This window comes from Cytobacillus stercorigallinarum (assembly GCF_014836495.1).
In the GTDB taxonomy this organism is placed as follows: Bacteria; Bacillota; Bacilli; order Bacillales; family Cytobacillaceae; genus Cytobacillus; species Cytobacillus stercorigallinarum.
On the sequence record NZ_JACSQT010000002.1, the window covers coordinates 532,505 to 545,851 of the forward strand.

Genomic DNA, 13,347 nt, shown 5'->3' on the forward strand with positions numbered 1-13,347 from the left:
GTATTTGTTAACATGTAATTCGACAGTTTCTTGCAGATTCCTGCATAAAATTCGATACACTTTCAATTTTATATCGGTAAAACACTATAATCATTATAGCTAAAAAAGATTATTTTTGTATACCAACAACTACTTTCCATTTTTCTTTCTTCGTTTTTCCTTCTATCGCAATCACCTTACAGCGCCCATAGCCTCTAACAGAAATCGTATCACTTTCACGGCAATCGAACGCTACATTTTCTTTCATTGCCCAATTTACTTTTACTTTTTTTGCAGCAATAAGTTGTTGCGCCTTTTGTCTAGAAAAATTATAAATTGATGCAATCAACGTATCAAGTCTTAAGGATGACATTGTAAAAACTTTTTCTTGCCATTGCTCTTTTGCATCAATAACAGATGAAAATGGTTTTTCTTCAAGTTTAACAGAAGCTTTCCCAACAGATTCTAATTGCATAGAAATATAAGATGATACTTCCTTAGAAACAATTACTTGTATCGTATGACCTTCAAACAAAATATCTCCAAATTTACTTCTTTTCAATCCGAGTGACATAAGACTGCCGAGCACTTGTGGATGCTCGATTAATACGAATTTATGAGGATAATTTACTTCGTATAATTCTAAGCAAAAATCGTCCATTTCCGGTACAAAATAATCTGGATAAATTAGCGCACGTTTTCTTTCGGCGTTTCTATGTCCACCTTCAAATTGCACGCACACATCACTTTGTGATCCAATGATGGTGTGTAAAATATCTTGTTCCCTTGGATCGAGAAAGTCAGTAAGCTTAGGCGCATACGATTGTTCAACCGTTTGTCGCCAACTTAACACTTGATCAATAAACTCCCTCTCTTCCGGACGAAAGTGTTGATATATATTTGACATGAGCTTACTCCTTTAACAACAGTTGTGTTATAGTATATCATTTATTAAATTTGCATGTTTTGCAATTTCCTTTGAAAACCTATTATTAAAAAAAAACAAAAATACGAGCTAAGCATTAGCTCGTATTTTTTACATCATCCATAAAAAGATTTGTCGAATTCCCGATGTTGCTAAATTTAATACTAAAATAGCCACAATCGGAGAAATATCTAACATTCCACCAATTGGCGGAATAACACGTCTAAATGGTTCTAGAAAGGGTTCACAAATTTTTGTTAGAACTTGCCCAATACTAGATTCCCTTGCATTTGGGAACCATGACATGAGTATGTAAATGATTAATGCCCATGAATAAATCTCCACGGCTGTAATAATAATCGAAAATAAAGTTGCCATAATTAATTTACCACCTCGAGTTCTCTTCTTCATGTTCCTGAATCATTTGCGAAATATTCCCTGATACTTCAACATTTTCAGGCGTACATAAAAAGATGTCCATTCCAATTTTTTGTATATCTCCACCAATGGCATACACCGTTCCACTTAAAAAATCAACAATGCGCTTTGCTTGGCTTTTATCAATTCTTTGAAGATTAACAACCACTGCTTTTCTATTCTTTAATTGATCAGCAATTTCTTGCGCTTCCGCATAGACGCGTGGCTCAACAAGAACAACTTTAGATGATTTTTGCTGACCGCCTTGTCCTTGAACAGATTGTAAACTAACAACATTTTGTTTTGTTGCAGCGTGCTGCCTTTGCGATGTCCGAATAGAGGTTGTTTCTTGTTCCTCTTTACGATCCCTGCTATTGGCGTACTCATCTTCTCTTGGCTCATAGTTGTCTTCTTCGTCATCTAAAAAGAAATATGATTTAAACTTTGATTTTATACTCATCTGCACCTAACCTCCTTACTTTTCTTTTCCAACTAAAGCCGTTCCTATACGGACCATTGTTGCGCCTTCTTCAATAGCAATTTGATAATCATTGGACATTCCCATTGATAATTCTATACACGGTGCATGAGATAATTGAAGTGATACTACTTCTTGCTGAAGCAACTTCAAATTTCGAAAACAGTTTCTTAATACTGTCTCATCATTTGTCAATGGCGCCATAGTCATAAGGCCTACTACTTCTATTTGTTTAAAATCTGACAACGCTTTAACAAAAGGAATGACTTCTTCTCTGGATAACCCTTGCTTTGAATCTTCTCCAGACACATTCACTTGAATAAAGCATTTAATTGATTTTTTCGCACGCTTTTCAATCTCTTTAGCAAGAGACATCCGATCTAATGAATGTATATAATCCACTTCATTTATGATATTTTTTACTTTTCTAGATTGTAAGCTCCCAATATAATGCCAAACAGCCCCATTGTTTATGACGGCTTGTTTTTCTAACAGACCTTCATCACGATTTTCCCCTAGGTTATTAACTCCTGCTGCAATTGCCTCCTGTGCTCTTTCTGTTGATACATATTTTGTCACTGCGATAATCTTTACGTCATCACTAGGACGATTCATTTTTTCACAAACAGTTTGTATATTTTCCTTAATCCTCTTTAAGTTCTCTTGTACATTCAAGATGCTATTCCTCCTCACACAAACCAATAAAGCTCATCATTCTACCCGTTTTCCCTTCATCTCTTCGGTGGGAAAAAAACAAGGTATCATGACAGCTTGTACAAAATTCAGTTGTATGAATATTATCTCGTAAAACACCATATTTCTGCAATATGAGTTGATTACATCGTTTTAAATCTAATTCATATTGACCTTTAGATATTTCATTATAAACACTAGGAGCCATTTCTCCTAAGGCATCGTTCACCTTGTTAAGCACATAATTATCTACAATATAACAAGAGCGACATATACCTGGGCCTATAACAACTTCGACCTCTTGTGGACGAATTCCTTTTTCATGAAAGGCAGTTAAAACATTTTTAGCGATTCCAAATACGGTTCCTTTCCATCCCGCATGAGCAACTGCCATATATTGATTCTTGGGATGGAAGAAATAAAGTGGAATACAGTCAGCATAACACATAGTTAATAGTATATTATTTTCATCCGTATACAAGGCGTCCGTAGCAGCAAATGCCGTATCATACTCTTTTGCGCCTCTACCTCTTTGGTTATTTTGAACATATTCAATATGAACACCATGAGTTTGTTCTGCTCCCACCCAATGTTCTAATGGAAATTGCAATTCTTTCGCTAATGCTATACGATTTTGGATCACATGCGCTGGTTGGTCACCTACATGAAAGCCAAAGTTTTGTGATGTGTAATCTTTTTCACTATACCCATCATTTTTAGTTGTAAAGCCTGCCATCAGTCCATATTTTTCAAACCAATGTTTTATGATTAAATATTTTTCATGCGTTCGTTGAAATGGCTCCATACACTTTCCCCATTTTTTTCTTTAGTTTACCATATTGCGATTAAGGTTTACAGCTATAACTATCGATTGCTGTATTCTTCTTTTGGTTCTTCTAATTGATATTGATGAGGAAAACGGACAAGAATCACATCCTCACCGATTTTTAAAATATCGTCCCATTCGACCACGATATCCTCCAGCTTATTAAAAAAAGGAAGCATCTTGTTTTGTTGACTAATGAAAATACAGTCTATTTTCCCAGTTGAAACATCAATATCAATATCATTAATAAATCCTAATTTCTTACCATCAGCAACATTAATCACATCTTTCATTTGAAAACTTGAGATTCTCATCATCTTAAAACGCCTCCTTTTATTACAATATATGATTAGAAAGATTAAAAAGACCGAGCTAAATTTGGTGTGGTGATTTGAGAATGAAGTGGTTCTCAAGCTATTTCCTTTGGAAAATCTTATCAAACAAGTATGTATTTAGCCGCATTTTTCTCTCTGGTGTAGTTCTTATTCTTATCTATAAATCGCGTTTATCTAATTATGCTTATTTCCCATGCGTCTTCATCAATCATTCCTCATGGTAGGGCCTCTATTTCATTACAAATAAAAAAGAGCTTAACACGTCTGTGTTAAACTCTCCTGGCATATTAGCTTTGAATATTTTTATTCATTTGTTTAATGGCTGCTTTTTCTAAGCGTGAGACTTGAGCCTGAGAAATACCAATTTCTTCAGCAACTTCCATTTGTGTTTTTCCTTGAAAAAACCTTTTGCGTAATATCATTTTTTCTCGATCATTCAGGCGTCTCATGCCTTCTTTCAGTGCAAGCTCTTCCACCCATTGAATATCCTTATTCTTCTCATCACTGAGTTGATCCATTACAAAGATTGGGTCGCCGCCGTCATTATAAATAGGCTCAAAAAGTGATACAGGATCTTGTATTGCATCAAGGGCGAAAACAATTTCTTCATGCGGAATATCCAACTCTTTCGCAATCTCTTCAGCTGTTGGTTCTTTTGAAGTTTTACTCATTAGGCGTTCTCTTACCTGCAAGGCTTTATAGGCGATATCACGTAAGGAACGAGATACCCTTATTGGATTATTATCGCGTAAATATCTACGGATTTCTCCAATAATCATAGGAACAGCATAAGTGGAGAATTTTACATTTTGGCTTAAATCAAAATTATCAATAGATTTCATAAGACCGATACAGCCAACTTGAAATAAGTCATCAACAAATTCTCCTCTATTATTAAATCGTTGAATGACACTTAAAACGAGTCGGAGGTTCCCATTTACTAGGCTCTCCCTTGCTGATATATCTCCATTATGCATTTGCTTGAAGAGTGCTCTCATTTCTTCGTTCTTTAGTACTGGAAGCTTTGATGTATCTACTCCGCAAATTTCTACTTTATTTCGAGTCAATCCCATTCCCTCCTCACAGGAGCTGCTGTACAAAAATCAGTATCTCCGCGAGAAGGAAAAATATGCACAAGAAAAATGCGCATAAAGTGTAAAAAAAAGAAATATCCTTTATTTAACAGATATTTCAACGACTAAAAAATTTTTTTAAACCATTTTATTGAATTCTTTTTTCAAACGTTTAATAATTCTTTTTTCTAATCTTGAAATATAGGATTGAGAAATCCCAAGCATATCGGCAACATCTTTTTGTGTTTTTTCCTCATCCTCACCAAGCCCGAAACGCAACTCCATTATTTGTTTTTCTCTATCAGATAATTGATGAAGTGCTTTAATTAAGAGCTTTTTATCAACATTTGCTTCTAAATCCTTCGTGATAATATCTTCCTCTGTGCCTAGTACATCTGATAATAATAATTCATTACCATCCCAATCAATGTTAAGTGGTTCATCAAACGAAACTTCGGAACGAATCTTGTTATTTCTACGTAAATACATTAATATCTCATTTTCAATACATCGTGAGGCATATGTAGCCAGTTTAATTTTCTTTTCAGGATTGAAGGTATTTACCGCCTTTATTAAGCCAATTGTTCCAATACTGATTAAGTCTTCAATATTAATGCCTGTATTTTCGAACTTGCGAGCGATATACACGACTAAACGTAAATTCCGTTCAATTAAAATGGATCGTGCTGCTTGATCTCCTTTAGGAAGCTTATTTAACAATATCGCTTCTTCTTCTTTACTAAGTGGCGGGGGAAGAGCTTCGCTACCACCTATATAATATATTTCATCTGTTTTTAAACCTAATTTCATTAAAAGCTTATACCAATAATATGATAAGCGAAATTTAAGTTTACGCACTCTTTCTCCTCCCTATGATTGATTATTTCTCATGCGTTTTAACCAACTTTCTTGGCACCTGTTAACATTTTTGGATGCACAATGCATTGAAAGCGATTCTCTGGGGACAACTTTTGCATAGTAAATGAAATGAGCCCCTTATCCACTGCAATGACTTCATTATCTTTGATTAATGTAATTTTCTCTGGTTTGAGGGCAAGTATCATTTGATTATCACTACCGACCACCTTCGCAGGTATCACTCGGACAACTGACATCCAATCGTTCGGGATTTCCCACCTGCCTTCTATCGCACCATTCGGATCTTTTGCCATTGTTGTAATCGCTTCTGGAAAAGACTCTTTATGCTGGTCAATCGATACAATCATGACAGGTACTCTTGTTAGTGGATCATAAAGCTGATTACCACTGTCTATTAGACCTTGAAAATCATAAGTTTCTCCCTTTAGTTGAATTTGTACATTCACATTTGACTCATAATTGATCTTTGTCATTTCAATAGAATCATAATTTTTCTTTGAAAAATGCCAGGCAATAGGGAATCCTAATAATACGAATAACCAGCTAATAGGATCACCAAAGCCATTTACGGATGCAAGCATAACGGTGGATGTCAGGTCTAGATCAAATTGAATAAAATAATGGACGGCAATTAAACTTCCACCGATTAAAAAGGTCACTGCATAAAATGTGCTTAACGCTTTTAAAAAAAAAGTTAATCTTCTAAAACCAAATACAATAAAGACCATGAAAATAGAAAATAACCACTTACCTATTGGATGACTGGAGTATGCATGAATCGGTGTGACGGATAATAAGATTATTATTGAGCCTACCAAACCTCCTGTGGCTATTCTCCATAATTTAACTTCGATTTTCAGAAGAATAGACGTTAAATATAGGAGAAGACTATCAAACAACAAATTTAATGCCCAAATAATATCTAAATAAATGGCCAATCTGTCTTCTTCCTTCCTAAAACTAACAATGTATATTCTTATGGGTGGCTGTCTTATTGATGTGCTAAAAAAAGTATAGCCTATTCACCAAAATAAAGATGTCACTTTCTGTTGGTAAAACAGCAGAAATTTTCACTATTCTTTTCTTTTTTTGTCAGTTTTTTGCGGTCTGTCTCATTTATAGGAAATGACGAAAATGATGAAGTCTTTTAATGGACTAATTTAAGGAGTTATTATCTAATTAACGTTAATATAGAAAAAATTTTTGAGGGGATCATCTTCTTTTAAAACAAAAAAGCCAATGCCCTTCATTTTCGGACATTAGCTTCTTTATACAAATTGTCTTATCTTCTACGGTTACGATTTCTTAAAAATGTTGGGATATCTAACGTATCTTCTGGATGTTCCTTTGCTGTATTTGATGGCTGCTCATGTGATGCTGCTTCTTCCCTCTCGCGTTCACGATACGTTTCACGCTTTTGCACCTGCGATCCTACGCCAACGTTTCCTTTATTTTGTCCAAATGCAGGTTTGGAAGGCTTTGTTTGAATAACTTCTTCATTGAAGCCAGTCGCGATAACTGTTACAACAATCTCATCCTTCAAATCCTCATTGATAACAGAACCAAAGATCATATTAACATCTTGATCTGATGCTGATGCAACAATATCTGCTGCTTCTTGTACTTCATACAAGCTTAAGTTTGATCCGCCGGTAATATTCATTAGAACCCCTTGCGCACCATCAATGGACTTTTCTAATAATGGAGAAGAGATGGCCTTCTTGGCCGCTTCTGCTGCTCGATTTTCGCCTGCAGCTAAACCGATTCCCATAAGTGCAGAACCTTTATTGGACATAATTGTTTTCACATCAGCGAAGTCCAAGTTAATCAAACCAGGTGTGGCAATCAAATCTGAAATACCTTGGACACCTTGGCGAAGAACATTATCTGCTTCACGGAATGCTTCAAGCATTGGTGTACTTTTATCAACAATTTCTAATAAACGATCATTAGGGATAACAATCAATGTATCGACAGCATCTTTCATAGAAGCTATTCCACCAGCTGCTTGAGTAGAACGTTTACGACCTTCAAATGTAAATGGTCTTGTCACAACACCTACAGTTAAAGCGCCTAAATCTCGTGCGATTTGGGCAATAACAGGGGCAGCACCAGTACCTGTTCCTCCACCCATTCCAGCAGTAACAAATACCATATCTGCACCTTTTAATGCTTCTTCAACTTGCTCTTTACTTTCCTCAGCTGCCTTTTTTCCTACTTCTGGATTGGCACCTGCACCGAGCCCTCTTGTCAATTTACCACCAATTTGCATCTTTACTTCTGCTTTTGATAGGTTTAATGCTTGAGCATCTGTATTCACTGCAATAAATTCTACACCTTGTACACCATGCTCAATCATACGGTTAACGGCGTTATTTCCTCCGCCACCAACCCCAATTACTTTTATCGTTGCTAATGAATCTAAATTCGTATCAAATTCCAACATGACAAATCCTCCTAATTCGTCGATATTCCTAAGAACACCTTTTTTTCGATTCGCTCATTTATCTTGATGATTAACTGTTTAATAGCTGACTAACATCTACTGTAAATTGACAATCTGCCTTGCTATTAATCTATTACAATACAATGTTTTGTTTTTGCTACTCGAAAAAGTATCCAAGGAACTTTTTAACTCTTGATGTCACTTTTTGTTCCGGCTCTTTTTCTGTGCTTTTCTTCGGCTGTGTTTGCTTTTGTGTTCTTTTTTCATTTGCTTCAGGTTGATCGACAATTGCTTCCATGTTCTTTCCTTGTATCTTTGCATTTTTATATGCAAACTGTATTAAACCTACGGCTGTACAATATTGTGGCTCTCTAACCCCAATATAATCAGGCACGGCTATTCTTACTCTATTTTGGAAGACCACTTGAGCAAGTTCTAATACCCCTTGCGTATTTGCAACCCCTCCGCATAAAACATAACCACCTGGAAGGTCTGATGCACCTAGCCTTCTAATCTCATGTTGAATAAGATCAAAGGTTTCTTCCATTCTCGCTTCAATAATATCTGCTATTTCTAGCTGATTAAATTGTTGATGTTGATCACTACCGATAATTGGTACACTAAATACCTCTTCCTCTGAAGCGTGGTCATAAAAAGCATACCCATGTTTTATTTTAATTTTTTCAGCATCTTCAGTTGAAGTACGTAAACCAATCGATAAGTCTTTCGTGATATGTTCTCCTCCAACTGGCAATACACTTGTATCCTTTAGTACACCATTTTCAAAGATAGCAATCGTTGTTGAACCACCACCTATATCAACAAGAGCCACACCTAAGTTTTTCTCATCTTTTGAAAGGGCGAAAGCACCTGCTGCTAACGGCTGAAGGGTAATATCCATAATTTCTAGGCCTGCGCGTTCAACGCATCTGAGCGTATTATGTAATAAAGTTTTAGATCCGGTAATGATGGTACCTTCCATTTCTAGTCTTACACCAATCATTCCTCTTGGATCATTGATTTCATCTAATCCATCTACAATAAATTGTCTTGGAATGACATCAATAATTTCTCTCTCAGGTGGCACTGATACCACTTGAGCAGCATCCATAACACGCGCTACATCCTCATCTGAGATTTCCTTATTTTCACTTGACACGGCGACAACACCGTGAGAAGGCTGAAGCATAACATGGTTACCGGTGATACCTACTATCACTCTTCTAATCTCCATGCCAATCATTCTTTCAGCTTGTTCAATTGCTCTTCTAATAGAATGAACGGTTTCATCTATATCAACAATGGAGCCCTTTCTTAATCCTTCGGAAGCTACATTGCCAACACCAATAATGTTTAAAGAATCATTGACCATCTCACCAATGATTACTTTTACACTGGATGTACCGATGTCAAGGCTGACATATATTTCATTGCTGTTCATTCTGTGGCACCTCCCTTTTTGCGAGTCGACTTTTTTAGTTACCTATTCTTGCAGTTATCATTACTATAACCTCTTTATATTAAACTAATAAACCAAATTTGATATTAATAAAATTATTCGTCAAAACTAAACTATTCCCTTTTTTAAAATCAATTTTTTTCTAAATTTTCATTCTTACTTGTCCACTTTGCTAATAAAATCCTGCGAATAACAGCGATGTTTTGAAATAACCTCACACCAAATGCAAACACAGCTGCTAAATATAAGTCTACACCAAGATGAACCCCTAGAAAAGCAAGACCTGCTGCAAGCAAAATATTAAAGAAAAATCCTGATACAAAGATCTTTTCACTGTACACATCCTGTAAATGGGCTCTAATGCCACCAAAAAGTGTATCCAGTGCAGCAAGAATAGCGATTGATAAGTAATTGGCATATTCATCAGGAATTTGAAAGTCTGTCATAAACCCAATAAATAACCCGATTAGTAAACCTAAGATGGGTAGCCACATCTATGAATGTCCTCCTTCGCTTTTCTTGTCCGCCTCCTTCATATCAGTCATTTGAATTGGTTCATTGTAGGCTGGTACAGTAATCTTATTTTCTGCTAGTTGTATATCGAGTGTTAAATTCTCGATAAAAAAATCTTCTATAGATTTTGAAACTTGCATTCTTTTATACATTTGTTCAGCATCATCTTCATTCTCAACAATAACCTTCAATTCTAGCGGTAAGGTCTGAATAGAATAACCATCTATTTTCGTTATATTATTAATATCTCTTATCACAGTTGAGTTGATTACCCGATGACCACCTATGGATACTTCTTTCGCGCCATAACGGTTGAGTTCATTTACTAACCTTTTCAATAAATCGGGTGTAACTCTCCCTACTTGTGAACCGATAATCAACTCCTCAGCGATAGGTTGTACCGTTAAAATCAAACCTGGACCTGATTTTTCTGTCAGTCCTACTTCTGTTTTGAGCTCATCCAATGTTGATCTCAGAACCTCTTCCTTATTAGCATCTATATTATTTTCATATTGCGCTATTTTCTCTTCTTGTGACCGGATTTCCTTTAGCAACTCAAGTCGTAATGCTTCCTCATTTTGCAGATCTTCCCGCAATTGCCATGTGTCTCTTGTATCTCTTACGTCTGTATTCTTTACCGTCTTAAACTGAACGGCTAGCATGACACCAATTAAGACTGTGATTATTGTAAAACCCCATTGCTTTTTGTTCATCTTTTCACCTATCTTCTTTTCCCACCAAATATTGCTCCTATCATGATAGAAAAAGCGCTAACTCCCAATTATCGGATCCATTATGATTTCAGATTTACCCTCTAATGAAAACTGAATATTTTCATTGACAAGTAAATCTTTAACGCCGCCAGCAATATTTAATGCCGATGTGAGAACGTCCGTATCTCCAATTGCAGATATAACAAATGGGGCTGGGTGTTGCTTCCCGTCCACTTCAATGACCGGACCGTTACAGACAATATAAGAGGAGTGCGTTAAGCGCTGACCATTAATGGCGACAGCTGAAGCACCGGCAATGTATAACTCATTAATAACTTGAAACACATGATGTTCATGTACGATGTAATTATTTGCTGAATCGGCTTTGGGATTGTATTCCCCATCTAAGAGAGTGACATTTACACCAGGGCCACTCACTTTGACCTTCCCTAAATACATGCGATATTTATCGACATCCTCGGCAAGATTACTATATACTTGCTCATCTTGAGAAAATTCTTTTTCAATTTCTTGTAGAACATCTTGTGTCTTGTACAATTCTTGTTGAAGGTTAAGATTTTTCTCTTCCAAATCAATCAATTCACGCCTTAATTGTTGATCCCTCTCCCACTGGTTACTCGTTATACTGCTTTCATCTTTCATATCTTTCGCCAATTGAAAGGAATAAGCAATCAGAAAACCTAATCCAATGAAAACGAGTGAAAAGATAACCTGGTTATTCTTCAACTTCCTCTTCTTGTTCTTTTTCATTCTCCTCAGCTCCCCCTTCGCCATAAGGCTTAAAGTAAGAGCCCACTTCTAAATCAATTATTCCTTTAACTTCGGGATCAAGTTGAGCAACGATTGCCGGGTAATGAGACATTTTATCGACAAAGGTAGCTAATGTAGCGACTACTTCATACCCATCATTCATATAAAGCGTAATCGCCTCTTTATCTGTTTCTTTAGGTGACGCGTGTATTTCTGAAATTGAATTACGCACTTCTTCTGGTAATTGACCAAGAGACGCAATCATCTTCTCTAACACTTTTCCTTCAGAAAATTGAAATAAAATAGGTGCACTGGCTGGGAACTCACTTTCACCTTTTACGGAGAGAGTTTTACCGTTTTCAAGAACGGGTATATAGTTCTCACCTTCCATAATATAAGCTACTCGTTTATGTTCTTTCACCGAAATAACGACTGTATTTGGAAACTCAGTTGCTACTTTTACCTCTTTCATTTCTGGTAGTTTTAAAAGCACTTGCTCAATTTCAGCTTCATCAACTTTCCATATATTCATATCTTCAGTTAATCCACTTTGTTCTACAATCGTTTCATTGCTGAAGACAGTATTACCTGATACTTTAATTGCTTTTATATTGCTCAACGGTGACTGGAAATAAACTACTAAGGCAATCAGAAATAAAAAGAAAATTAGTAGGGAAATGAGTCTCCGGTTCGCTTTCTTTTTTCTCTGTTGTTTTAATTTAGGAATTCTATCTTCTATGGATACTATTTTTCCTTGTTCCAGTATCATCACCTCGTACATCGTTACTCACAGCATATATCCTTATTTTCGGTTAATTAAACTAATATATTAACATAATGAGATAATATACCTAAATCTTTATTGTGATATAATCATTCTATTGAATGATTATATCACAATAATTGGAATGAAAGATGGTCTTTTTCGCTACTCGCGACCAATTATTTCAACTTCTGTTTGCAATGCTATTCCCTTTTCTGCTAATACCGTATCCTTTGCATGTTGAATTAGCCCCAAAACATCCTCAGCAGTTGCCTGATTACTATTCACAATAAAATTCCCGTGTAATGGCGAGATTTGGGCGCCTCCGAGTGTATGTCCCTTTAAACCAACTGCTTCAATCAGCTGACCAGCATGATGTGGTAGTGGATTTCTAAAAATACTCCCTGCACAAGGGGCATCCCATGGTTGTGTTTCTTTACGATATGCCTTATTACGTAACATCCTATTAGTTATCGCTTCCTTCTCTCCTTGCTCTAAGCGAAAAATGGCTTCAACCACAATGCCTGGTCGTTCTTTTTGTAAAATAGACGTTCGATATGAAAACTTCATTTCTTCGTTTGTTAACCATTGCAGATCACCATTCGGAAAAAGGATATACGCTTTCTCGAGAATCGTTGCGATATCCGATTGATGTGCACCTGCATTCATATAGACTGCTCCACCAACAGAACCAGGAATACCACTTGCAAATTCTAGCCCTGCATACCCCTGTTTACTCACTTTGGTTGCTAATGCCACAAGGGGATACCCTGCACCGACCCGAAGAAGTTCTTTTTCACGTTCGAGATTGGCAAAACCTTTACCGAACTTAATCACTACTCCCTCAATGCCATCATCAGCTACAAGTAAATTAGAGCCTCTTCCTATTACAGTCCATTTAATTTGATGTGAGACAATAATTTTCATCGCTTTACGCAAATCTTCTACTGTCTTAGGTTCGATAAATATATCAGCAGGTCCGCCTATTTTCATCGTTGTATGATAAGCAAGTGGTTCTTTTTCTTTTACCGTTCCATTGATAGCGCTGTTTAACTCACTATATATGCTCTTCATAAC

Annotated in this window: 16 protein-coding genes; all 16 read right to left on the reverse strand. The window is 36.2% G+C overall.

The annotated features are described in order from the left end of the window. Positions 1 to 109: 109 nt before the first annotated feature. Entirely contained in the window at positions 110 to 886 is a 777-nt protein-coding gene (locus H9655_RS07130; protein WP_191812361.1) for a YlmH family RNA-binding protein, read from the reverse strand. A gap of 129 nt (positions 887 to 1,015) precedes the next feature. Continuing rightward, positions 1,016 to 1,282 carry a YggT family protein gene (locus H9655_RS07135; protein WP_191812363.1) on the reverse strand — a complete coding sequence of 89 codons (267 nt, stop codon included), beginning with the start codon at positions 1,280 to 1,282 and terminating at the stop codon, positions 1,016 to 1,018. A gap of 7 nt (positions 1,283 to 1,289) precedes the next feature. After that, positions 1,290 to 1,781: a cell division protein SepF gene (locus tag H9655_RS07140; RefSeq protein ID WP_191812365.1), complete on the reverse strand. Its 492-nt coding sequence runs from the start codon at positions 1,779 to 1,781 to the stop codon at positions 1,290 to 1,292. Between the two features lie 15 nt (positions 1,782 to 1,796). Then, a complete protein-coding gene (locus H9655_RS07145) occupies positions 1,797 to 2,474 on the reverse strand; it encodes a YggS family pyridoxal phosphate-dependent enzyme (RefSeq protein WP_191812367.1) in 678 nt (225 codons plus the stop codon). A 4-nt stretch (positions 2,475 to 2,478) separates the two neighbouring features. Then, positions 2,479 to 3,297, reverse strand: a complete 819-nt coding sequence (pgeF, locus tag H9655_RS07150; protein WP_191812369.1) for a peptidoglycan editing factor PgeF — start codon at positions 3,295 to 3,297, stop codon at positions 2,479 to 2,481. Between the two features lie 59 nt (positions 3,298 to 3,356). Then, complete coding sequence (locus tag H9655_RS07155) at positions 3,357 to 3,635, reverse strand: YlmC/YmxH family sporulation protein (RefSeq protein WP_191812370.1); 279 nt, start codon at positions 3,633 to 3,635, stop codon at positions 3,357 to 3,359. Between the two features lie 305 nt (positions 3,636 to 3,940). After that, positions 3,941 to 4,720: an RNA polymerase sporulation sigma factor SigG gene (gene sigG, locus H9655_RS07160; RefSeq protein WP_191812371.1), complete on the reverse strand. Its 780-nt coding sequence runs from the start codon at positions 4,718 to 4,720 to the stop codon at positions 3,941 to 3,943. A 144-nt stretch (positions 4,721 to 4,864) separates the two neighbouring features. Further along, complete coding sequence (sigE, locus tag H9655_RS07165; protein ID WP_095369607.1) at positions 4,865 to 5,584, reverse strand: RNA polymerase sporulation sigma factor SigE; 720 nt, start codon at positions 5,582 to 5,584, stop codon at positions 4,865 to 4,867. A 38-nt stretch (positions 5,585 to 5,622) separates the two neighbouring features. Then, on the reverse strand, positions 5,623 to 6,543 hold the full coding sequence (gene spoIIGA / locus H9655_RS07170) for a sigma-E processing peptidase SpoIIGA (protein ID WP_191812372.1): 921 nt from the start codon (positions 6,541 to 6,543) through the stop codon (positions 5,623 to 5,625). 344 nt (positions 6,544 to 6,887) lie between these two features. Then, the gene (gene ftsZ, locus H9655_RS07175) at positions 6,888 to 8,051 is read right to left on the reverse strand and encodes a cell division protein FtsZ (RefSeq protein ID WP_191812373.1); all 1,164 of its coding nucleotides are present in this window, start codon (positions 8,049 to 8,051) and stop codon (positions 6,888 to 6,890) included. 157 nt (positions 8,052 to 8,208) lie between these two features. Further along, positions 8,209 to 9,492, reverse strand: a complete 1,284-nt coding sequence (gene ftsA / locus H9655_RS07180; protein WP_191812374.1) for a cell division protein FtsA — start codon at positions 9,490 to 9,492, stop codon at positions 8,209 to 8,211. 149 nt (positions 9,493 to 9,641) lie between these two features. Continuing rightward, a complete protein-coding gene (locus H9655_RS07185) occupies positions 9,642 to 10,004 on the reverse strand; it encodes a small basic family protein (RefSeq protein WP_191812375.1) in 363 nt (120 codons plus the stop codon). After that, the gene (locus H9655_RS07190) at positions 10,005 to 10,736 is read right to left on the reverse strand and encodes a DUF881 domain-containing protein (protein WP_191812377.1); all 732 of its coding nucleotides are present in this window, start codon (positions 10,734 to 10,736) and stop codon (positions 10,005 to 10,007) included. Between the two features lie 57 nt (positions 10,737 to 10,793). Continuing rightward, positions 10,794 to 11,507, reverse strand: a complete 714-nt coding sequence (locus tag H9655_RS07195) for a DUF881 domain-containing protein (protein ID WP_191812379.1) — start codon at positions 11,505 to 11,507, stop codon at positions 10,794 to 10,796. Beyond that, a complete protein-coding gene (locus H9655_RS07200) occupies positions 11,473 to 12,126 on the reverse strand; it encodes a cell division protein FtsQ/DivIB (RefSeq protein WP_318245455.1) in 654 nt (217 codons plus the stop codon). The genes H9655_RS07195 and H9655_RS07200 overlap by 35 nt, the downstream gene beginning before the upstream one ends. 309 nt (positions 12,127 to 12,435) lie before the next feature. Beyond that, complete coding sequence (murB, locus tag H9655_RS07205) at positions 12,436 to 13,344, reverse strand: UDP-N-acetylmuramate dehydrogenase (RefSeq protein WP_191812381.1); 909 nt, start codon at positions 13,342 to 13,344, stop codon at positions 12,436 to 12,438. Positions 13,345 to 13,347 lie beyond the last annotated feature (3 nt).

What these genes read in the sequence shown, in the direction of transcription:
- H9655_RS07130 (WP_191812361.1), bottom strand. Translation starts at nt 886, where the DNA reads ATGTCAAATATATATCAACACTTTCGTCCGGAAGAGAGGGAGTTTATT.
- H9655_RS07135 (WP_191812363.1), bottom strand. Translation starts at nt 1,282, where the DNA reads ATGGCAACTTTATTTTCGATTATTATTACAGCCGTGGAGATTTATTCA.
- H9655_RS07140 (WP_191812365.1), bottom strand. Translation starts at nt 1,781, where the DNA reads ATGAGTATAAAATCAAAGTTTAAATCATATTTCTTTTTAGATGACGAA.
- pgeF (WP_191812369.1), bottom strand. Translation starts at nt 3,297, where the DNA reads ATGGAGCCATTTCAACGAACGCATGAAAAATATTTAATCATAAAACAT.
- H9655_RS07155 (WP_191812370.1), bottom strand. Translation starts at nt 3,635, where the DNA reads ATGATGAGAATCTCAAGTTTTCAAATGAAAGATGTGATTAATGTTGCT.
- ftsZ (WP_191812373.1), bottom strand. Translation starts at nt 8,051, where the DNA reads ATGTTGGAATTTGATACGAATTTAGATTCATTAGCAACGATAAAAGTA.
- ftsA (WP_191812374.1), bottom strand. Translation starts at nt 9,492, where the DNA reads ATGAACAGCAATGAAATATATGTCAGCCTTGACATCGGTACATCCAGT.
- H9655_RS07185 (WP_191812375.1), bottom strand. Translation starts at nt 10,004, where the DNA reads ATGTGGCTACCCATCTTAGGTTTACTAATCGGGTTATTTATTGGGTTT.
- H9655_RS07190 (WP_191812377.1), bottom strand. Translation starts at nt 10,736, where the DNA reads ATGAACAAAAAGCAATGGGGTTTTACAATAATCACAGTCTTAATTGGT.
- H9655_RS07195 (WP_191812379.1), bottom strand. Translation starts at nt 11,507, where the DNA reads ATGAAAAAGAACAAGAAGAGGAAGTTGAAGAATAACCAGGTTATCTTT.
- murB (WP_191812381.1), bottom strand. Translation starts at nt 13,344, where the DNA reads ATGAAGAGCATATATAGTGAGTTAAACAGCGCTATCAATGGAACGGTA.